The organism is Cryobacterium sp. M25 (genome assembly GCF_002929635.1).
Lineage (GTDB): Bacteria > Actinomycetota > Actinomycetes > Actinomycetales > Microbacteriaceae > Cryobacterium > Cryobacterium sandaracinum.
This window is the reverse complement of the sequence record NZ_PJJU01000051.1, coordinates 31,722-51,774: the sequence shown is the minus strand read 5'-3', so window position 1 is coordinate 51,774 and position 20,053 is coordinate 31,722. Positions and strand designations below refer to the sequence as shown.

18 protein-coding genes and 1 pseudogene are annotated in these 20,053 nt (G+C 65.4%); 12 read left to right on the top strand and 7 right to left on the bottom strand.

Annotation, left to right across the window (positions count from 1 at the left end; translation table 11 throughout):
- Positions 1-19: 19 nt before the first annotated feature.
- The 4 genes from CXY81_RS17490 (at position 20) to CXY81_RS08350 (ending at position 4,238) form a co-directional block, all read left to right on the top strand.
- Complete coding sequence (locus CXY81_RS17490; RefSeq protein ID WP_369828366.1) at positions 20-205, top strand: SDR family oxidoreductase; 186 nt, start codon at positions 20-22, stop codon at positions 203-205.
- A gap of 627 nt (positions 206-832) precedes the next feature.
- Positions 833-2,365: a PTS transporter subunit EIIC gene (locus tag CXY81_RS08365; RefSeq protein ID WP_104194579.1), complete on the top strand. Its 1,533-nt coding sequence runs from the start codon at positions 833-835 to the stop codon at positions 2,363-2,365.
- Between the two features lie 363 nt (positions 2,366-2,728).
- Positions 2,729-3,376, top strand: a complete 648-nt coding sequence (locus tag CXY81_RS16080; protein ID WP_199183025.1) for a hypothetical protein — start codon at positions 2,729-2,731, stop codon at positions 3,374-3,376.
- A gap of 217 nt (positions 3,377-3,593) precedes the next feature.
- Entirely contained in the window at positions 3,594-4,238 is a 645-nt protein-coding gene (locus CXY81_RS08350; protein WP_134544081.1) for a hypothetical protein, read from the top strand.
- Between the two features lie 298 nt (positions 4,239-4,536).
- Here the strand turns inward: CXY81_RS08350 and CXY81_RS08345 are convergent, their stop codons facing one another.
- A complete protein-coding gene (locus CXY81_RS08345; protein ID WP_104170432.1) occupies positions 4,537-4,845 on the bottom strand; it encodes a thioredoxin family protein in 309 nt (102 codons plus the stop codon).
- Positions 4,846-4,899: 54 nt separating this feature from the next.
- On the opposite strand from CXY81_RS08345, the gene CXY81_RS08340 reads away from it, so the two are divergent.
- Complete coding sequence (locus CXY81_RS08340; RefSeq protein WP_104170431.1) at positions 4,900-5,304, top strand: heavy metal-responsive transcriptional regulator; 405 nt, start codon at positions 4,900-4,902, stop codon at positions 5,302-5,304.
- Between the two features lie 435 nt (positions 5,305-5,739).
- On the opposite strand, the gene CXY81_RS08335 is transcribed toward CXY81_RS08340, so the two are convergent.
- Positions 5,740-6,117 (bottom strand): diguanylate cyclase domain-containing protein, encoded by a 378-nt coding sequence (locus CXY81_RS08335; RefSeq protein WP_104194576.1) that lies wholly within the window; start codon positions 6,115-6,117, stop codon positions 5,740-5,742.
- Positions 6,118-6,294: 177 nt separating this feature from the next.
- Between CXY81_RS08335 and CXY81_RS17485 the strand changes: the two genes are divergently transcribed.
- Positions 6,295-6,618 carry an alpha/beta fold hydrolase gene (locus CXY81_RS17485; protein ID WP_369828365.1) on the top strand — a complete coding sequence of 108 codons (324 nt, stop codon included), beginning with the start codon at positions 6,295-6,297 and terminating at the stop codon, positions 6,616-6,618.
- 556 nt (positions 6,619-7,174) lie between these two features.
- Positions 7,175-8,503 carry a hemolysin family protein gene (locus CXY81_RS08325; protein ID WP_104170428.1) on the top strand — a complete coding sequence of 443 codons (1,329 nt, stop codon included), beginning with the start codon at positions 7,175-7,177 and terminating at the stop codon, positions 8,501-8,503.
- A 322-nt stretch (positions 8,504-8,825) separates the two neighbouring features.
- On the opposite strand, the pseudogene CXY81_RS08320 reads toward CXY81_RS08325, so the two are convergent.
- Positions 8,826-10,296 (bottom strand): annotated as a pseudogene (locus tag CXY81_RS08320) (IS1182 family transposase).
- Between the two features lie 316 nt (positions 10,297-10,612).
- Positions 10,613-12,331: an AarF/ABC1/UbiB kinase family protein gene (locus CXY81_RS08315; protein WP_104194574.1), complete on the bottom strand. Its 1,719-nt coding sequence runs from the start codon at positions 12,329-12,331 to the stop codon at positions 10,613-10,615.
- A gap of 182 nt (positions 12,332-12,513) precedes the next feature.
- Here CXY81_RS08315 and CXY81_RS08310 point away from each other — a divergent pair, with 182 nt between their 5' ends.
- A complete protein-coding gene (locus tag CXY81_RS08310; protein WP_233194069.1) occupies positions 12,514-13,296 on the top strand; it encodes an NAD(P)H-hydrate epimerase in 783 nt (260 codons plus the stop codon).
- Positions 13,297-13,504: 208 nt separating this feature from the next.
- On the opposite strand, the gene CXY81_RS08305 is transcribed toward CXY81_RS08310, so the two are convergent.
- Positions 13,505-14,416, bottom strand: a complete 912-nt coding sequence (locus tag CXY81_RS08305; RefSeq protein WP_104170372.1) for a LysR family transcriptional regulator — start codon at positions 14,414-14,416, stop codon at positions 13,505-13,507.
- A gap of 72 nt (positions 14,417-14,488) precedes the next feature.
- Here CXY81_RS08305 and CXY81_RS08300 point away from each other — a divergent pair, with 72 nt between their 5' ends.
- Positions 14,489-15,457, top strand: coding sequence for a DMT family transporter (locus CXY81_RS08300; protein WP_104194573.1), 969 nt, complete (start codon positions 14,489-14,491; stop codon positions 15,455-15,457).
- A 200-nt stretch (positions 15,458-15,657) separates the two neighbouring features.
- Here the strand turns inward: CXY81_RS08300 and CXY81_RS08295 are convergent, their stop codons facing one another.
- A complete protein-coding gene (locus tag CXY81_RS08295; RefSeq protein ID WP_104194572.1) occupies positions 15,658-16,584 on the bottom strand; it encodes an ornithine cyclodeaminase family protein in 927 nt (308 codons plus the stop codon).
- A gap of 374 nt (positions 16,585-16,958) precedes the next feature.
- Between CXY81_RS08295 and CXY81_RS08290 the strand changes: the two genes are divergently transcribed.
- The 3 genes from CXY81_RS08290 to CXY81_RS08280 all read left to right on the top strand — a co-directional run bounded on the left by CXY81_RS08290 (position 16,959) and on the right by CXY81_RS08280 (position 19,264).
- Positions 16,959-17,270 (top strand): transposase, encoded by a 312-nt coding sequence (locus CXY81_RS08290; RefSeq protein ID WP_104194571.1) that lies wholly within the window; start codon positions 16,959-16,961, stop codon positions 17,268-17,270.
- Positions 17,267-18,121 carry an IS3 family transposase gene (locus CXY81_RS08285; RefSeq protein WP_199183037.1) on the top strand — a complete coding sequence of 285 codons (855 nt, stop codon included), beginning with the start codon at positions 17,267-17,269 and terminating at the stop codon, positions 18,119-18,121. Before CXY81_RS08290 ends, CXY81_RS08285 begins: the two co-directional genes overlap by 4 nt.
- A gap of 156 nt (positions 18,122-18,277) precedes the next feature.
- Complete coding sequence (locus tag CXY81_RS08280) at positions 18,278-19,264, top strand: carbohydrate kinase family protein (protein ID WP_104194569.1); 987 nt, start codon at positions 18,278-18,280, stop codon at positions 19,262-19,264.
- Here the strand turns inward: CXY81_RS08280 and arsM are convergent.
- Positions 19,261-20,049, bottom strand: a complete 789-nt coding sequence (gene arsM, locus CXY81_RS08275) for an arsenite methyltransferase (protein WP_104194568.1) — start codon at positions 20,047-20,049, stop codon at positions 19,261-19,263. The two genes, CXY81_RS08280 and arsM, sit on opposite strands and share 4 nt — an antisense overlap.
- Positions 20,050-20,053 lie beyond the last annotated feature (4 nt).

The following is a 20,053-nucleotide window of genomic DNA, read 5'->3' as shown; positions in this document are numbered from 1 at the left end:
CACAGTCGCGCACGGGCCAATCTGGACGCCGCTTATCCCCGCAGCTTCATGGCCAGACAAGCTGTCCACTTTCGGTCGGGAAACCCCACTGGGCCAGGCAGGACAAACAGCCGAACTTGCCGCCGCCTACGTTTTCCTAGCCTCACCCGAAGCGTTCTACATTTCAGGCGCCGTAGTGCCCATAACGGGCGGCAGCAGCTTCTAAGAGTCGAGCGAAAACTCGGACCCTGTGGCGCACGCGTTACACGCAATTCTACGAAAGAGCCCAGCCGTATTCCTGCTTCTGCCGAGGATCGCGGCAATTGTGCGGATAGCCACGTCAGCGAGATTGATTCAGCGAACACGGGATTACGCAGTTTTTTTGAGGCTCCTGACTCTTCCGTGGGTCGGCTCCGGCCAGCTATTGTCGCTCCGAACACTTCGGCCACCGCCGTCCTCACGATAGGTACGGTCGCACAGGCGTTACCCGCCACATACGGCGCACCCGTGTGGTTCCGACAGGGTCGTGGCCTGCCTGGCTCCGTTACCGAGGGACTACAACTTACGGTTTCAAAATAACTACATCAGCTGCAAAGTGGTCCACTCGTTTGAGTGCATCAGAGCCACACCTGATCTCCCCGGTAACCAGTGCGCAGCAGCGCAGCAGAGATTTCAGCCTGGGGATTGTCGAAACATGCCGTCAACAACGCAGATAAGAGGTGAAAGTAATTACCTCTTGACTCCTAAGTCTGTGAAAGCTATTTTCATATCACGACATAATTTTGTAGCCCGGGTTCTCCATCCCGCTAGGAGCCCCTTGCAACCCCGCACTTTGCTCGAAAGGACATCAGTCATGGCCGACTCACGAGTCATCGCAGACCAGTTGCTCATTGGTCTGGGCGGCGCCGAGAACATCATCGACGTCGAGAAATGTATGACCCGATTGCGTGTCGGCGTCCGTGACCAGGATCGAGTCGATGTCGCCGCACTGCGTGCGATCGCCGGGGTGCTCGCCGCGCTGCCCGGCGATAACTGCCAGATCGTGCTGGGCCCGGGTCTGGTCGACCGGGTGGCCATCGACGTGGAGTCGGCCCTCAGCGCCGCCCGCGCGGAAGGGTCGGCTGCCTCCTCGGCCGCTCAGCTGGCCGACAAAGGTGCGGCCATCCGGCAACAGAACAAGCAGCGCAACAACACCCCGGTCAAGAACGCTCTGAGGCGCATCTCCAACATCTTCGTCCCACTGATCCCCGCACTGATCGCCTGCGGACTCATCGCCGGCATCAACGGAATCCTGACCAACCTGGCCACAAGCGGCCAGGTTCCGTGGTTGGCCACCCTGTCTCCGATCTTCAGCGTCATGGCCAGCGGGTTCTTCGCCCTACTCGCCGTGTTCGTTGCGATGAACGCTGCCAAAGAGTTCGGCGGCACACCCATCATCGGCGGCGTCATCGGGGGAATCATCGTGGCTCCTGGAGTTGCAAACATCGTCGTCTGGGGTCAGCAACTGGCCCCCGGCCAGGGAGGGGTTCTCGGCGCCATGGCCGCCGCCATCCTGGGCGCGTACGTCGAGCGGTGGGCCCGCAGATGGGCGCCCGACGTGCTCGCCTTGTTCATCGTGCCCACGTTGACCGTGCTGATCGCCGGCCTCGCCGCCCTGTTCCTCCTGATGCCGGCCGCCGGCTGGGTGTCTATCCAGATCGGTATCGGCGCCACCTGGCTGCTGAGCACTGCGGGTGTCTTCGCTGGCTTCGTCCTCGGCGGGCTGTTCCTGCCGTTGGTGATGACCGGGTTGCACCAAACACTCACCCCAATCCACACCACCCTGATCGAACAGGTCGGTTACACCACCCTGCTGCCGGTCCTGGCCATGGGCGGCGCCGGCCAAATCGGTGCCGCCATCGCCGTGTTCTTCAGGCTCCGCCGCAACACCAGCATCGGACGTACCATCAAGAGTGCACTGCCCGCAGGATTCCTCGGCGTTGGCGAGCCACTCATCTACGGCGTCACCCTGCCGCTGGGCCGTCCCTTCATCACCGCCTGCATCGGCGGCGCATTCGGCGGCGCAGTAATCGGCCTATTCGATCAGCTCGGCTACACCGTCGGCGCGATCGCCATCGGCGCCAGTGACGTCTCGCTGTTCCCACTGCTCCAGGGCAGCCAGGGCTGGGGCGCCGCCGCACTCGGCTCCGCTTGCGGCCTGATCGTCGCCTACACCGTGGGATTCTTCGCCACCTGGTTCTTCGGGTTCACCCGCGACCAGCTGGTACGCCTGAACACCGACGACACTATCGACGCAGGATTGGTGCCCGCCGACGAGACCCCGGCGGGGGCGGAAGACCCCGCCGATCAGATCCCCACCCTGGCCGGTGCCCACTACCGCTCCTAAACTCTCACCTCTAGCCCTCTTCGGACGAGCAGGAGAGAAGATCGATGGCGCCTAGACCAGGCGGTGAAGCCGACAAACTAGGCAACAAGAACCGGCATGTGCGGTATGACGTTCGGGACGTGCTCGCCTGGGTCCAGGAGCACCGGCTTGTTTAGGCCGGAGCTTTCTTCCGGTGAGCTGGGCGCCATAATTGTAGAAATTCTTCCGAGCGGCTGGCGGAAGCGGCGGCACCTGGCGAGTAGCCCGAGTTGGTAGCGCTAGTCCAGGCACCTGGTAGCGGAGTACTGACGAGGTGGTAGCGGCCCGGGCTTTGTGCCCGGGCCGCCTCCGGTTTTACTCCCAGTAGGTCTCGTGGGCGCGTGCTTGGTCGTTGCGGTGCCGGCGCATGTCGATCTGGCCGAGGTTGATGATCCGGGCGTTGTTGGCGAGGAGGCAAACCGCGTTGGCGAGATAATCGATTTCCCAGGCTGGTCCCTTGATGGACCGGTGAGCATGCCAGAACAAGCGTTCGGCATCGAGGATGTTGGCGTCCTGATGAACTCCGCTTATCCGTGGGCCCGACCGGCAGTCGGCGTGGAGCTTCGCGATGGAGTCGGAGAAATCGATGCCGGTGCCCTTCTCGAGGTGTATCTGTACTCCCAAACGGCCTCAGCGACCGCACGCTCCCAAACGGGAACCGTCGCCACCAAGCATGGCTTGGTCGTCCGTACCGCACTGCTCGAAGACGCCAAGGGCGAGATTCTAGTGGCCGGGCAACTCGGACAAGGCACGCCCGGTGGGCTTGATGGCGCCTTCCAACAGCTAGGGAGGACGACAAGCGGCGCCGTCGTGGACTCGGTCGGCAAGATGCTCGAGTATCCCCTCGACCGCGTCGCGATTCAAGGCGCGCCGACGAAGGCTCAGCTGCGCCCGACGATATTCCTGCTTCTCAGCATCCTGCTCGCGGTCGCTGTCGGATCCGTAGCCCGATTGATCCGGAAGACGCGCGAACGCCGCCGCCTCCGCGCCTGAGAACAGTCAGCGCCTTGACTCGGAGGCGCGCTGTGGCCGAATTGTGTTTCCAACACCTACGAAATCGAGATAACTCATGCAATACAACCCAGGACGCAATCATCACGCGCGAACATCGACCCCTTTGCACGCAACGTCGGCTCGCGGACGAACCTGGCGTCAATATCTTCATCACGCAGCGCATCTCGGCCTGATGATCGTTTTGATGTACGTAGGAATGTTCACCCTCGACCCGGTGTACGACCTCATCATGCACGCCGCTGGAGCGAGCGATCCGTGGAGCCAGCTACCGATCTTGTCGAACTTCGTCATGGCTTCCAACATGACCATACCGATGGTCACCTACATGATCCTTAAACGTCACCGCCGGCGAGTGATCGGGGAGATGTCGACAGCAATGTTCATTCCTGCCGTCATCCTCCTCGGCCCATACCTTTATGGACTGATCACGACGGAGACCATGATGTCTCTCAGCCACTCCGCCATGATCCCGCTCATGACCGCCGTAACGATATATCGAATCTGCAGGAATGGCGCCTCCCCTGATTCAGGCCGGCCGACATCCGCTGACACGTCTATGTCGGCAGCTGTGTATCGCCGGTTCGGCGGACCGGACATTGTTCACGTCGAGAATGTTGCAAGGCCGTCGCCCCGTCGGAACGAGGTGCTCGTCAGAGTCGAGGCAAGTACGGTGAGCGCCGCCGACCGCCGAGCCCGTAGCCGGGACGTGCCAAAGGGGCTGGGGTTGCTCGCCGTCGTCGGCGTCGGCTTATTCTGGCCGCGACCTCAGGTCCTGGGAATGGATATTGCCGGGGTCATCGAAGCCATCGGCTCCAGATCGATATGGATCAAACGTGATTGAAAATTATGATTCGCCAGTCGTATTCAGCAAGACGCTAACCGGACAGCCCTAGCAATCGGTGTCATCTCAGCTGGCGCACTCGTCGACCGCTACGTCATTCCTCGGCGTGACGCCCGGACCAAGACCGCCTACCAACGAGAAGTTAGCGTCACTCGCGTGAACCGCCTGATGAAGGATCTACGCACACGACGAGTAGACCTCCCCACCTCGGTACTCGTAAACCACGGAGGGGTCAGAATTCAAACGACGCCACGGGGTCAGTATTCACCAGGCATTGACAATTCCTCACTCATGCCACTCATGCCACTCGTGCTGAGGCGATCGCATCGCGCAGTTGCTCCAGCGTTGGGGCACCGGCCAATCCCGTGGGGGTTGTGTAGATGCGGCAGGCCAGCCCCACCGAAGCCGATAGGTCGGGAAAGAGGTCTGTTCCGCCCGCCAGTATGCTCGGAGAACCTCGAAAACCGATTGTCTCTGCGTCTTCCAGATTCTCGACCAACTGCCGGGTCACGATGATGCCGGGGCATGCAGCCGCGATCAACGCCAGCCGCTCAGCAGCGATTTTCCAGTTCGGGCACCCATCGAAGTACTGCAACGCAATATCCATGCCTTTACCGTAAACGTTGCACCGCAGTGCAAGGTCAAATGCTGGAATGGAAGTATGCAGATTAAAGACCTGGCCATCGCGAGCGGCGTAACCGCACAGACCATTCGGTTTTACGAGCGGCGCAGCCTGTTGGATCCCGCCGAACGTGGGGGGAACGGTTACCGCCGGTACAACGAAGCGGCCCTATCGCGCCTGCGATTCATACGGTCTGCCCAGACGGCTGGTCTGACATTGGCCGAAATTGGCAGCATCATCACTGTTAGAGAAGCTGGTGAGGTGCCGTGCGAACACGTCTCCAACCTTCTCGCAAAAAAACTTGCGGATGTGCACCGCCGCCAACAAGAACTTGTACTTCTTGAAACAGAACTGCAACACATCATCGACGCGAGCCAGCATGTCAACCCAGGCGACTGCGAAGCGGGCAGTGTCTGCCACGTCATCACCCAAGCTCGCCATTAGCGCGCAACGTTCATTCACGCCATTGAGCGAAGCGAATTCACCGCCATATAGCGCTGCAATTCACACGCAAAGGCTAGGCGCTCAGCCAGTGTGTATTAGACCCCAGTAACTTTGGCGACCCCATCTTGGGTACTGAATCGGATGCATCAGATCCGCATAAAGCGGAAACGCACATCACTCGGCAAGCGTGCACTGCGACAGCAGCGCGCTGCGATCATGCGGCAAGCCATGGCTGAGTCATATCTGTGGCCGGCACTGTCGGCGCGGAGGCAGATATTGCCACCCCGCCACCTGTGATTTGCCGGATTGACCTCTCGGGCACCGTGGTAATCGAGGGAGCAAGAGCCGCCCACGGCGGCTTGGCGGTCTGCGGGCGGCGCGCCTCCTCAGCCCGCACCGTCATGACCTACTGGCTGAGACGGCTCCATGATGAGGCTATTGCGGCTCTGCCCGCCGACTGGGTGCCTGTACCGACATGGAACCAGGAACATTCTTAGCCGAGTACATAGCGGTGTCGGCGTCACGAAGCAATGCCGATGGCTCTGTTGTGGCAGAATCCGCCACGGCGAAACCAATGCTCACGTGAACGGGCATGAACCAGCCCTGGGCATCCCATGGCGCGGCGGTCACGGCCACGACCCGAGCCGCCAATTGTTCGGCATCGCCCACGCCACCGAAGTTCTCGCAGAGGATCACGAACTCATCCCCACCGAAGCGCGCCACCGTATCGGTGGGGCGCAACACGCTGGCCAGTCTCTTCCCAAACTCGATAAGGATATCGTCGCCCCCGCCGTGCCCGAGAGTGTCGTTGATGGTCGTCGATGTCGAGGTACATCACGCACACCATTCCGCCGTTGCGCTCAAGTCTCGCCACCGCCCCCGCGAGGCGTTCCCCGTAAAGGGCGCGGTTGGGCAACCCGGTCAGGCAGTGTGGCAATCTTCGACCACCATGCGCGGGCGTTCTCCGCTGACGTCCTGGACATACACTGGATGACCCTGGCCAGCTCTCGGTGCACCTGGCCCAAGTCACGGATCTCTTCCCGCGCCAACTGGCGTGGGGCTCGGTCTTCATCACGGCCGTGGTCCTTCGCGCAGATGGCCGATGCGATGGCTGAGGTTCTCGACGACCGCGACGTCGCCAATGCTCATGTTTTCGGGTGGAGCGATGGGGCAATAGTCGGGCTTTACCTGGCGCTTCGCCGTCCGGACCTGGTCTCAACGCTGGTATTTGGCGGAGCGGCTTTCCACCATGACGGGTGGTTGGACGGCGTTCTCAGTGAGGAGGACCCGCCGCAGATCATGGGGGACTCCTAGAACCGGATCTCAGCCTGGCTCGGCTTAGCAACGTGAAGGCCCCAGTTCTCATCATCGTCGGCGATGACGACGAGGTGCAGTTCAGTCACTTGCTCGTGATGTACGACGCGCTTCCAAACGCAGAGCTAGCTGTGGTCCCGCGATCGACACACGGTCTGATTACCGAGAAGCCAGTCATTCTGGCTCGATTCGCCCGAGACCTACACCGCTCCGATCGAACAAACGGCGTCGCCCCTCTGCGAAGGACATGACTGCGGATCCACTTACCAGCCACCCCGCGAAGAGCGCCACCGATAGCTCGTCTTCCAGGCAACCACTCTCATGGCTAACCTCGCCCGTCTCGCAACCCTAGAGTTACGAGACGTTCCAATGCCGGTCCTCAGTTGTCTCATGGTCGTTCCAGAAAGGAACACGCAATCGGGCAATCTTAAATCCAGCTTTCCGCCGGAGACGTTTGGTATCCTCTATGGGTGCATAGGACTCCTCACGAGCCATCTCCCGACGGTCATAGACCCTGCGTCTCGACCCCTCCCCTCATGTCGACGGTCGAGACATTTTGAACGGCGATCTCGTACTAAACATCACCCTCGTCCTCATCTTCGTCCTGATCGGCGGGGTTTTCGCAGCCACGGAGATGGCGCTCGTCACGCTCCGTGATAGCCAACTCAATGCGATCGCGGCCCGCGGGCGGCGCGGCGAGAAGGTCGCGGCTCTGGCGCGCAACCCCAATCGGTTTCTCGCAGCCGTACAGATCGGCGTTACCGTAGCCGGGTTTGCGTCCGCCGCTTACGGGGCCGCCTCAATCGCTCCATCGGTAGCGCCGTTATTCGTCGCCCTGGGCCTCAACGTAGCGCTTGCTGCCACGGTTGCCACGATCGCGCTCACCCTCGTGATCGCGTATCTGTCTCTGGTACTCGGTGAGCTCGCCCCCAAACGTCTCGCGATCCAGCGCAACTCAGCATTCGCCTACGCAGTCGCGCCCGCACTCAATGGGTTTGCTGTCGCGATGCGCCCGGTTATCTGGCTGCTGTCGAGGTCGACGAACGTGATCGTTCGTCTACTCGGCGGAGACCCGCACAAAACCAGCGAGGAGATGACCGAAGAGGAACTGCGAGACATCGTTTCGAGCCATGAGGGGCTACCCGAAGACGAACGGCGGATCCTCGACGACGTGTTCTCTTTGCGGCACCGCCAGCTCAGCGAGATTATGCGGCCCCGTCCCGAAGTCGCAGCCCTGGACGGCACGGTATCCGTTCGCGAAGTATTTACCGAAGTGCATGACCTGCCGTACTCGCGATACCCGGTCATCGATCGCACCATCGACGACATCATCGGCTTTGTCCACGTGCGGGACCTCTACGAGATGATCGCAAAGAATCCCGACAAGCAGGTTCGCGAAATCATGCGTCCCATCTTGTACTTCCCAGCGACCGCGCGGGTGCTCCCGACTCTCACGATAATGAGAGCAGAAAAACATCAGATCGCCGTCATCGTCGATGAATACGGCGGAACCGACGGCATCGTCACCCTCGAGGACCTCGTGGAGGAAGTTGTCGGTGAAATCTTCGACGAATACGACATAGACTCGCTCGCTCATGACCTCCAGTCAGGGAGAGGGTCACTTGACGGCCGACTCAACTTCCAGGACTTTGAAGAGGCGACTGGCGTGCGGTTGCCCGTAAGCGCATCCGATACCATCGCCGGTTTCGTGATCGAACGGCTCGGACGTCTCGCGCGGATGGGTGATGTCGTCCAACTCAACGACATCAGTCTGCAAGTCACGGCGATGGATCGCCGGCGCATTTCGGAACTGCTCGTCGTCCCGCGAGGAGAGACGCCGTCACCGCCATCTCAGGAAACAAGTGCGAACACTACGCAGAGCTGACCGACCGGTCCTGAATGGTGGCGCGATCGCCCCACGCACCGGGTGCCAGCAGGAGCGTTGACAGGTCAGCCGGCACGGAAGGGAATTGCCGATAGCCACGAGGCCCGCTTCGCCGATCTCAACGAGGGCGGCGGCATCGGCTAGGAGCCTGCTGATTTAGATGGCTGCAGTGGGCCCGGCGAGTCGGGTAGGCCGTTTTTTGAGCCGCGTGTGGGTGTATTTGGGCTGCTCGTGGGAACGATTCGGTGTTGCGGGTTTGGCCTGGCCGGCGAGGTCGTCTCTGTCGACGCGAGTGCGGGGGTCTCTGCCTTGCCCGGAATCTTCAGCCAAGGGCCCAAACCCCGTTCTGAGTGGTGAGTCCGAGGCCCAGGAGTCGTTTCAGGTTGATTGCGGCGGCGCGGGTGTTCCACCAGGCGTGGTTCTTCACCACGCCGCGGTAAGGGACTCGTCTCGCGCCGCGAGTCATCCATGCGATCGAGCGTTCAACCATGGGCCGGTGCTGCCGGTAAACGGTTTGAAAGTCTGGGTTCAGGGCGCGTGCCCGGTGCTCACGTTGGATCTGTTGCTGCGGATGCAACACCATTTTGCGGCCGTCGACGGCGGTCGTGCACTGAGCCCTGGGCGGGCAGCCCGCGCAAACGGCGCCGAATGTCACGTTGCGTTTCAAGGTGATCGGCCGGGTATTCCCCGCCGGACAAGTCACCGTCCGGTGGGCCTCGTCAATGATGAAGTCATCGATCGTGAACCCGCCCGGGACCGCCCGGCTAAGCGGCATCGGTTTGATGATCGGTGTGTGTCCCGCGGCGGTGACCTGGGCGAATAGGTCGCCGCTGCCATAAGCAGAATCGCCGAGGACCTCAACTGGTTCGGACCCGATACTCGTGTCGGCGGCGACCAGCCCGGCGCCGCGGGCAGCGTCACTATTCTCCGCCCCGGACGCTTTCGTTAACGCGGCCGCGGTCACCAAGCCGGTGTCGGGCTCGATCGCGATGGGGGCTTTGAAGCCGTCTTGCTTCTTCTCCCGGCTCTTGTGTGCATGGCGGGCATCAGGGTCAACAGTCGAGATCACCCGGTCCGGTGCGACTTTCCGGGCGATCCGCGACCGCCCATCCGTGCCGTCCGGGCCCTCGGCCGGCTCAACGTCCTGGCCCGCGACGAGGGCGAGCAACGAGCTCGTCCCTGGCCCCTTTATCGTCCCAAGCGATGTCCGGTTTGCCCGGCTTCGCGTAGTCATGTCCGGGCAGGCCGGCCGCGACGGCGGCCGCGCCCGGGACCTCCCGCCCGACCCGGAGGATCTGCGCCACCAACTGCGTGACCGTGTCCTGGCGGGCGACCGCGTCATCGAGAATCGTGGAGTCCAACGCCCGGCGCCTCCGGCCCGACAGCGCCCCCGACTGCGCAATAACCTCAGACACTGCCTCGAAAATACGGTGCGGGTGCGTGCTCGCCGCCAAACGGCGGCGCCAATACGTCAACACCGTCGGATGGAACGAGGTTTCCGTCAACCCGAACCCGCACGCCGCTTTCCAGCGCAGGTCGAACGTGACAGCTTCCGCTGTTTCCCGGTCTGATAACGAGTGCAGGGTCAGCAGCACCAGCACGGACGCGATCACGTCCGCGGAGATCGAGGGCCGGCCCCGACCCGACGGGAATAAGTCCGCGAACGCGTCATCGGGGAATAACTCCTGCCGGTGCTCAGCGAGGAAAACGAACACCGACCCAACCGGCAGCATGTGCCCGGCGAACGCACAGACATCCAACAACTGACGCTGACCATCATCACGACCCTGCATGAACCAAGTCCTAAACACTTCGGCCGAAACCGACAAAGGCGCGCCTTAATCTGTCGGATAAATCAGCAGGCTCCTAGGCGGATCGAGGTGGTGAGATAGTCTGAGCGCACTTCTTACAGGGAACACCTAGTCAGATTTAACTTTGGCGAGGATTCGTAGCGTGGGGTCGATTGATTGAATCGGAACGACTATAAACGTGGTGGCGCGGGTTCAATTCCCGCTCCCGCTACCAGAACGTATGACGAAGGCCCTGCCTCAGACGGGGCCTTCGTCGTTTCCCGATGCACGTGGCAGTCGCTCGATTCAGTCGCACGGGTCAAGCGCGGCTGCGGGTCACGAGCGAATCCACGAACGCCGAAATCAGCAGCACCACGGAGCCGGCACCCAGGCTGAACCCGGCCGTCACCGTGCTGATGACCCCCGGGTCCGCCGGTGCGGGTGTCGTGAAGTAGACCAGGGACATCACCCCGGCGGCCCCGCCGACCAGGGCCAGGAGGCTCTGCCGCACCAGCCCGGTGAGCAGCCGCCGGTCGCTCTGGTCCGCGAGCAGCCGCACATTGACGTTGAGGTTGCCCATCTCGAGGGCCAGCCCGATCTGGTCGAAACGCCGGGGGAGCCGGCGCACGCTGGGCAGCAGGGCCAGAAGCTCGGTGGTCAGGAGTTCGCGCACGTTGGCCGGCGCCATCTGGTCGCGGATCTGCACGCTCGCCAGCCTGCGGGACTCCTCGAGCAGGTCGAACTCCGGCATGCTGGAGCGCAGGGTGCCCTCGAGCACCGCGAACGCCCGCGCAGCCGCCACGAATTCGGCGGGGATTCCCACGCCGTACCGGGTGAGGATAGCCACCAGGACATCCACGGTCAGCACACTGACCCGCGCGCCGGGCCCCAACTCGAACGTGATGAACGCGCTCAGCTCGCGGCGGAACGACTTCTCGTCCGCACCGTCCCGCAGCGGGGCGAGTTTGAGGAGCCCGTCGGCGATGAGCTGGGTGTCGGACTGGAGAAAAGCGATCAGCAGCTCCTGGATCGTCTCCCGCAGCTGCAGGTCGAGCCGGCCCACCGATCCGAAGTCGACTAGCGCGGGGGTGCCGTCGGCCAGCAGCATGATGTTGCCGGGGTGCAGGTCGGCGTGGAAGACGCCGTCGAAGACGATCTGGCGCACGAAGGCGCTGAGCACGGTGCGCATGGCGGCGCCGAGCTCGGCCCGTGGCGCGTCGGACGTCTCGTTCAGGTCGCTGAACGTGTCGCCGAACAGGTACTCCATCACCAGCACGCGATCGCTGGACAGAGACTCGAACAGCTCGGGGAAACGCAGGTCGCCGGCCCGCGGGCCGCGCAGCTGGAGGGCGCGCATGGCCGAGAGGTTCAGCGCCTCCAGCCGGAAGTCCAGTTGGCGCACGAGGTCGGCCGCATAGTCCTCGGCGACCGCCTTGATGCCCAGAGTTCTGGCCTGCGGAGACGCCAGGCTCATCAGGTTCGTCACCCGCACGGCGATGGCGACGTCGCGCCGCAGCTCCGGCACGATCCCGGGCCGCTGCACCTTGACGGCCACCACAGTGCCGTTCATCAGGGTCGCCCGGTGCACCTGGCCGATGGAGGCCGCGGCGATGGGGTCGGGATCGAAGCTGGCGAAGACGCCGGCGAGGGGTCCGCCGAACTCCTCCTCCAGCATCCGTTCGACCTCGTCCCAGGGGGCGGGCTTCACGCTCTGCTGCAGCGTCGCGAGGGCCCGGGCGAATTCCGGGGGCAGGAAGTCGGATCGGGTGGAGAGCAGCTGGCCCATCTTGACGAAGGCTCCACCGGCCTCCTCCAGCGCGGCCCGCAGACCCTCGGCCTGCACGGCGCGAACGGCTGCCCCGCTCGGGTTGGTCGTGAAGTCGAGCCGCCGCACCGGCAGCAGTCCATTCTTCCGGGCGATGCGCACGAGTTCGGCGAAGCGGCGGCCGCGCTGCAGGAAGGGCCGCGGGGGAGCCGGGCGGCTCCGCTCGGTGGCCAGAGTCAGTTTCGGAAGGGTGATGCCGCGTGCGCCGGCCACTGTTTCAGCTCTCTTGTCGCGCGCCGGCCGGAGTGGCGGGCGATCAGGACTTCAGCATGCCCGGTCAGGATGGGAGACGGGTGCGAACCGGGTGGCACGGGGGGCACGGACAGATCTCGGCAGGGCTCGGCCGGTCGCCCTCGGTGCCGTGAGCCGCACCGCCGCGGGAGTACTCTGGCGACGTGAAAACCTACACCGCCGCCCAGATGCGCGAGGCCGAGACTCCCTTCCTGGCCGAGGGCGTGCCGCTGATGGAGCGGGCATCGGCCGCGCTCGCCGCGGAGACGGCGGCCCTGCTCGAGGAGCTGCTCACGGAAAGCGGAGGAGTGCCGGACGCGCGGGTGCTGGTGCTGGCCGGTGCGGGGAACAACGGCGGCGACGCCCTGCACGCGGCCGCGCTGCTGGCCGCGCAGGGTGCCCTGGTGACCATCGTGCCCACGTCGGCACAGCTCCACGACGGCGGCCTCAGCGCCGCCCTGGCGGCCGGGGCGGCGCTGCTGCCCCTGGCTGAAACGGATGCCGCTCTCGCCCGGGTGGCGCGGGCATCCGCCGTGATCCTCGACGGCATCCTCGGCACCGGCACGAGCACCAGCCCGGCGCTCCGCGGGCGGGCTCGTGAGGTGGTGGCGGCCATCCTTCCCTCGCTGCACGACCCCGGTGCGCCCCTCGTGGTGGCGGTGGACCTGCCCAGCGGGATCGGCGTCGACGACGGCGCCGTGCCGGACCCCACCGTGCTGCCCGCGCACCTGACGGTGACGTTCGGAGGCTGCAAACCAGGTCTGCTGCGGGAACCCGCGGCGAGCCTGGCCGGACGGATCGTCGTGGCCGACATCGGCATCGGCGACGAGCTCGAACGGATCGCGGCCCGGGATCGCGGCCCGGGATCGCGGGTAAGTTCTTTCTCTGCTGTTTCCACGGTCGGCGCCGTTGCGTATCCGCGCGCCCGGAGCATCAATGGACGGTAGTCATTTCCTCCCGCCCAACGGCTCTGAGGGGGGCCGATACCGTGATCACAGTTCCGCCCGCAGGGTTCGTCGCCGTCTTCGGTATGCCGTCGACTGGTGAGGCGGCGCAACCGTCGCCCGTCCCCGCTCTCGCGGGGTAGAGTGTCCGCTGGAAGACCTCGGCGACATTGACCATGCCGGTGAGTCGGACATCCTCTCAACGCAGCGGTCATTCCGTGCGGGAGCCGGCCACCGCTCGCAGCTCGCCCAGCACCCGGCGCACCGACGCCCGTAGCAGCGTCTCGGGGCGGCTGAGAACGTCGATCTGGCGGCCGACCCGCAGGTCGTCGATCGGCAGCAGCACCAGGCCGGACCCTGGCGCCGGGGCCATCGTGTACCGGGGCAGCAGTGCGATCGCGGACCCCGAAGCGACCACGGAGGCCGCCACGAAGAACTCGTTGATGCGGTGCTCGATCCGTAGGGGGTGCCCGGCGCTCGCCGCGACGACATTCACCGCCTCCGCGAGCGGGAAGCCCGGGTGCCCGGCGATCCAGGGCTCGTCGGCGATGTCGGCGACCGACACCGACGACCGACCGGCCAGAGGATGTCCGACATGCAGCGCCACATCCAGCGGTTCGTAGAGCAGCGGGGTGACCGTGACCCGTTGCGGCCAGAGGGGATCGTGCGGCAGCCGGTGGGCGATGACGAGGTCGTAGTCGGCGACCAGTGCCGGGAAATCCTGCCGTGCGACATCCTCGTCGCCGCACCGGATTGGCGTCCCGGTGGGTCCGGCCGGACTGGCCAGTCGCGAGATCAGAGGCCCGAACCAGGCCAGCCCGGCGCTGTGGAACGCCGACAGGCTCACCGGCGCGGCCGGCTCTTCGTGGAAACGTGCCACCGACTGCTCGGCGGCGGCCATCGCCGTGGACACGCTGGCGGCGGCGGTAGCGAGAGCCGTGCCGGCGGGTGTCAGCACAAGCCTGCGCCCGCGTCGTTCGGTCAGCGCCACGCCCGTGCTGCGCTGCAGCGCGGACAGCTGCTGCGACACCGCCGACGACGAGACGAACAGCGCGCGGGCCACCGCGGCGACGCTGCCGCGCTCGCCGAGTTCCCGCAGGATGAAGAGCTGATGCAGATCCATAAGCAAACACTAAAGTGTTAGTTCAGAATTGGTGATCTGGACTTAACAGATGCCGCCCGGCAGCATTGGCCCATGACCTTCCTCCCGCGGCTCGGACGTTACCGCATCGACGCCGTCCTGCTGCTTGTCGCGCTGGTCTGGGGTGGCAGCTACCTCGCCGCCAAGGTGCTGACCGAGCAGGCGAGCGTGGGCGCCGTGCTCGCGCTGCGCTTTCTGGTGGCTGCGCTGGCGCTGCTGCTGATCTGGGCGTTGAGCCGGCCTCGGCGGCCGACCCGCGCCGAGCTGGCCGGGGGCGCGCTGCTCGGGCTCACTCAGGCGGCGATTCTCTGGTTGGAGACGGCCGGCGTGGCCGTGACCTCGGCCACCAACGCGGGCCTGATCATCAGCCTGACGATCATTCTCACCCCGATCCTCGAGTCGGTCGCGGCGCGCAACTGGCTACCGCGTTCGTTCTTCGTGGCTGCGGTGCTCGCGGTCGTCGGGGTAGCGCTGCTCGTTTCCGGCAACGGTTTTCGCGCCCCGAACCCTGGCGACCTGCTCATGCTCGCCGCAGCGCTCGTGCGCGCCCTGCACGTCACCATGGTCGGCCGGGTGACCCGCGCCGACGGCGCCGGCCGCCGGCCCGGGACGCTCACGATCACGCTGGTGCAGGCCGCCGTGGGTGCCCTGGTGTTCACCGCAGCGGATGCGCCGGGAACACTTCGGGCGATCGGCGCCTTCGGTCCGGCCGCCTGGCTCGGGGTGCTCTACCTCGGTCTGGCCTGCAGCGTGTTCGCGTTCCTGGCCCAGACCTGGGCGATCCGGCACACCTCGGCCGCTCGGGCCAGCCTGCTGATGGGCACCGAACCGGTCTGGGCGGTGGTCGTGGGGGTGAGCCTCGGCAGTGAGAACCTCGGCCTGGTGGCGGTGCTCGGGGCAGGCCTGATCATCGCGGGCACCTCGTGGGGACAGCGGGTGGAGCAGGGGCACCGACTACGGGCGGCGGCCGACGTGCTCGCGGTGCCGGCCCCGTCACATCCGTCGCCCGCGGCCATCGGCTGAAGCCGGGTTCGGCTGCAGCTCAGCGAGCGCGCGCGATCGCGCTCGCCTGCATTAAATCCAGCCCGAACGAATTCGACGGAGATTTTGCCTGAAACGGTCTCAAACCCTCTGAAACAGCGCCTTGATGAGAAAATCTCCGTCGAATTGGTTCGACGCTACACACGGCGCTCCGTGATGAACGGCGTACACGCGCGGTGGGATTACGGGCGGAAGACGGCCTGGGCGACCACCAGGTCCTGCCAGGACATGCCGGAGCTCGTGAAGACGCGGGGGCGCGACTGGTCGACGGCGACCGTGCCGGTCAGGATGTCCCGCATCGGCACCAGGGAATCGGCCTGGATCATGCCCTCCCGGAGCGGGATCAGCACGTCGCCGCCCTCCCGCAGCGCGACCTGGCTGTCTTCGACGACGACCTGCGCGCGTCCGATCAGCTCGCTGGAAACCTCGCGGGCGTCGGGCTCGTGCGACCCGACCGCCACCGTGCAGGAGTTCCGCGGCACCAGGGACCCGTCGAACAGCGGGGTGCGGGCGGTGGTGGCGCAGACGATGAGCTGAGCGTCGGCCACGGCGCCGGGGGTGCCGGTCTGCGCGGGCAGCCCGCCCGCCCGCACCTGCTCGGCCAGTGCCTCGGCGCGGCCCGGGTGCCGGCCGACCACGGTGACCCGACCGACCCGGCGGATGGCGCGCATCGCCTCGACATGCCCGCGCGCCTGGGGTCCCGAGCCGAACACCACGAGGTGCTCCACCTCGGCGGGCGCGAGCAGGTCGGCGACGGCCGCCGACACCGCCGGGGTGCGCAGAGTCGTCAGTGCGATGCCGTCGAGCAGGGCGACCGGGCTGAGCGTGGCAGCATCCATCAGCAGGTAGACGCCCTGGATGCGTGACCGGCCGAGCTGCGGGTTGCCCGGCGCGACGGTGGCGATCTTGACGCCCACGAACTCGGCGGACTGCGACGGCATGAGCAGCAGCTGGCCCCGGTCGAGGGGCAGGATGCTGCGGCTGAAATCAAGCGCTGGGTCGAGCCCAGCCCGCACGGCGACCTGCAGGGCTTGCGCCGCGGCCCCGACGCCGACGCGGGCGAAGATCTCGTCGGCGGAGATCCACGGGGTGGGTGCATCGGGAGCCATGCTCCGACTGTACGTGTCGGAGTGTGGGGGCAGGTCACCCCGATGATGTCCTGCCCCCGACGAGGGGTGCTTCGCTCCGGTCTCATACGGACCCTGCAATCAGGGACTAAGGACCGGTGTTCGGGGAGCCACCCTGCCTGTGTTCGAGCGTACGACGATGCCGCGCCCGGCGGAAGGGTCTGGACAAACGCGGCCGCATTTGGTTTCGCGGGCTGACGCGGGGTGACGCGGGCCGGCTCGGGCTGACACAGGCCGGCTCGGGCTAGCGCCCCGAACGAATTCGACGGAGATTCTGGCAGAATTGCCCCTCAACGCGCTGGGGTGACCCGTGGTTTCCGGACAGTCTTTCTGAGAAGTTGAGATTGGATGGACTTATGGCACAGCGAAAATATGGGCGGTACACGCCCGAGCTCCGGGCGGAGGCCCTTGCCCGTGTGGAGGTGAGTGGGAAATCGATTGTGAAAGTCGCTGAGGAAATCGGCGTCGATCACCGGACCCTGTGGAAGTGGGTCAACGATGCCAAGCTCGAGCGAATCGATCCGGGCGGGAAGCTCACACCGGAGGCCCGGAAACGGATCCGGGATCTGGAGAAGGAGAACGTGAGTCTGCGGCGGGATCTGGACTTCCAGAAAAAAGCGCAGGCCTTCTTCAGGGAGCTCGATCAACGCGAGAACGGTTCGAATTGATCGCCCGGTTGAAGGCCGACCTGCCCGTTTCGTATCTCTGCTGGAAGCTGGCCGTGTCCACGTCCGGTTTTTATGAGTGGGTGAACCGGGAGCTGTCTCCGGCTCAGCGTCGGCATGACGTGGTGACCGAGCACGTGATCACCGCGTTCGCCGTCTCCGCGGGCGCGGCCGGATACCGGAAGGTAACCGCCGCGTTGGCCCGCCAGAACATGATCGTGGACCGGAAGACCGTGGCCGGCATTATGCGGGGCCTCGGGCTGATCTCACCCGCCGCAGCACGCGCTTTCAAGGTCGCCAACCGCCGGTCCCAGCGCGTCTCCGACCCCGCCGATCTGCTCTTGCGCGACTTCAGTTCCCTGACGCCCGGGGCGATCATGGTCGGCGACATCACCTACGTTCACACCCAGCAGGGCTGGCTCTACGTTGCCACCGTCATCGACCTTGCCTCACGGGCCGTCCTCGGCCACGCGACGGGAACCCGGATGACGACCCAGCTGATCACCCGGGCGATGAACATGGCCATCGAGACCGGGCATGTGAAGCCCGGCGCCGTCTTCCACTCCGATCACGGCGTTCAATACCGCTCGAAACGGTTCACGAAGTACTGCGGCACGCACGGCATCCTCCGCTCCATGGGCGCCCGGATGCAGTGCTGGGACAACGCTGCCGCCGAAACGTTCTTCTCAAAACTCAAGAGCGAACGACTCAACTGGCGCACCTTCACAACCCGCAGAGCCGCGAGAGCCGAAGTGATCAGCTACATCCACCACTTCAACACGGCCCGCCTGCACCAAACCCTGAACTATGCCACACCACACGAGCGACTGGCAGAGTTGACCCTGGCCGCATAATGAAACTACGGACCCAGTCCGGAAACCACGGGTCACCCCACGCCTAAAAAGCAGTTCTGCACGAGAATCTCCGTCGAATTGGTTCAATATCGATGAGGACTCACTCACCTAGGCTTGGTGCGACAGGGTTGTTGGCAGGGGCGAGGGAGAGACCGAATGACTGAGCAGAACCTGACTGAGCAGAACCTGACTGAGCAGAACCTGACTGAGCAGAACCTGACTGAGCAGAACCTGACTGAGCAGAACCTGACTGAGCAGAACCGGGTGGTCGTGGTCGGCGACGCACTCATCGACGAGATGCTGAGCCCGGGGTCCCGCCTGGAGTTCCCCGGCGGCGCCGCCCTCAACGTGGCCGTCGGCCTGGCCGTGCTCGGTGTGCCGACCACCCTGATCGCCATGGTCGGCGACGACGCCGACGGTGCCCGGCTGCGCGAGTTCCTCGCCGCGCACGACGTGACTTTGGTCGCCACACCCGGGCCGTTTGGCAGCTCCCGCGCCACCTCCGACCGCACCGACGGCGAGCCCACCTACGCCTTCAACGAGGCCGCGCGGAAGCGCCGCATCGAGTTCGGCCCGGCCGAGCGCGCGGCCCTGGACAACGCCCGCCTCGTGGTCGTGAGCTGCTTCCCTTTCGACGACACGGCCCAGACGGATGCCTTCATCGCCGCGGTCGCGGAGCCGGAACGCCGCCTCGTGATCGACCCGAACCCGCGTTCGGGCATGCTCGCCGACGGCGGCCTGTTCGTGGCGAACTTCGAACGAATCGCTGCCCGGAGCCTCCTCACGAAGGTGGGGGACGAGGACGCCGAGCTGCTCTACCGCAGCACCCTCGAGGAGTTGCGGGAGCGGCTGCTGGCTGCCGGCACGCAGACGGTGCTGGCCACGGCCGGGCGCGCGGGGGCATCCGTTACCTGCGGTGCCGATCTGCGGGTCAGTGAGCCGATCGCCGTGCTTCCCGGCGCCGTCGTCGACACCATGGGCGCGGGCGACGCCACCCTCGCCGGGGCCGTGCAGACCATGCTGACGAGGGGCGTGCCCACGGATGCCGCGGGCTGGCAGGCCCTGCTGGCCGACGCCATGCTGATCGCGGCCGCCACCTGCCGCCGGGAGGGTGCCCTACTGCGCGTACCCACCGCGGTCTAGGCGGCGCCGGCCGGCTTGACCGCCCGCACGATGGCGCCGTGCATCCCGTCGGTCACCTCGTGGGTCAGGGTGACGCTCACCTGCTCGAAGCCCGCGGCGGCGAGCAGGGACTCGTACTCCGTGATCGAGAGCGCGCCGGCGATGCAGCCCACGTGGGAGCCGCGCTCGGCCCGATGGGCGGGCGCGAGGTGGTTCTCGGCCACAACGTCGGACACTCCGACGCGGCCGCCGGGCCGCAGCACGCGAAACATCTCGCCGATCACGGCGGGTTTGTCCGTCGACAGGTTGATCACGCAGTTGGAGATGACGACGTCGACGCTGCCGGAGCCCAGTGGGATCTCCTCGATCGTGCCTTTCAGGAACTGGACGTTCTGCGCCTGGGCTGCGGCCGCATTGTGCCGGGCCAGGTCGAGCATCTCGTCGGTCATGTCGAGGCCGTAGGCGAACCCGGTGGGGCCGACCCGGCGGGCGGAGAGGAGCACGTCGATGCCTCCGCCCGAGCCGAGGTCGAGCACGGTTTCGCCGGCCTGCAGGTCTGCGACCGCCGTGGGGTTGCCGCAGCCGAGGCTCGCCAGCAGGGCCGCGCCCGGGAGGTCAGCGGTCGACGCGTCGTCGTAGAGCGCGGAGCCGAAGACCAGGTTCTCGTCGATGGCGGCCGGTTCGCAGCAGCCGCCGGCAGGCGTCTCGGTGAGCAGCGACCGACGCCCCTCATTCGTAACCGAGACGGCCACGCTCGCGTAGCGGGACCGCACCTCTTCGCGCACCGGGTTACTGTTCTCGCTCATGGCG

What these genes read in the sequence shown, in the direction of transcription:
- CXY81_RS08290 (WP_104194571.1), top strand. Translation starts at nt 16,959, where the DNA reads ATGGCACAGCGAAAATATGGGCGGTACACGCCCGAGCTCCGGGCGGAG.
- CXY81_RS08350 (WP_134544081.1), top strand. Translation starts at nt 3,594, where the DNA reads ATGTTCACCCTCGACCCGGTGTACGACCTCATCATGCACGCCGCTGGA.
- CXY81_RS08280 (WP_104194569.1), top strand. Translation starts at nt 18,278, where the DNA reads ATGACTGAGCAGAACCTGACTGAGCAGAACCTGACTGAGCAGAACCTG.
- CXY81_RS08365 (WP_104194579.1), top strand. Translation starts at nt 833, where the DNA reads ATGGCCGACTCACGAGTCATCGCAGACCAGTTGCTCATTGGTCTGGGC.
- CXY81_RS08345 (WP_104170432.1), bottom strand. Translation starts at nt 4,845, where the DNA reads ATGGATATTGCGTTGCAGTACTTCGATGGGTGCCCGAACTGGAAAATC.
- CXY81_RS17485 (WP_369828365.1), top strand. Translation starts at nt 6,295, where the DNA reads ATGACCCTGGCCAGCTCTCGGTGCACCTGGCCCAAGTCACGGATCTCT.
- CXY81_RS08295 (WP_104194572.1), bottom strand. Translation starts at nt 16,584, where the DNA reads ATGGCTCCCGATGCACCCACCCCGTGGATCTCCGCCGACGAGATCTTC.
- arsM (WP_104194568.1), bottom strand. Translation starts at nt 20,049, where the DNA reads ATGAGCGAGAACAGTAACCCGGTGCGCGAAGAGGTGCGGTCCCGCTAC.
- CXY81_RS08305 (WP_104170372.1), bottom strand. Translation starts at nt 14,416, where the DNA reads ATGGATCTGCATCAGCTCTTCATCCTGCGGGAACTCGGCGAGCGCGGC.
- CXY81_RS08300 (WP_104194573.1), top strand. Translation starts at nt 14,489, where the DNA reads ATGACCTTCCTCCCGCGGCTCGGACGTTACCGCATCGACGCCGTCCTG.
- CXY81_RS08340 (WP_104170431.1), top strand. Translation starts at nt 4,900, where the DNA reads ATGCAGATTAAAGACCTGGCCATCGCGAGCGGCGTAACCGCACAGACC.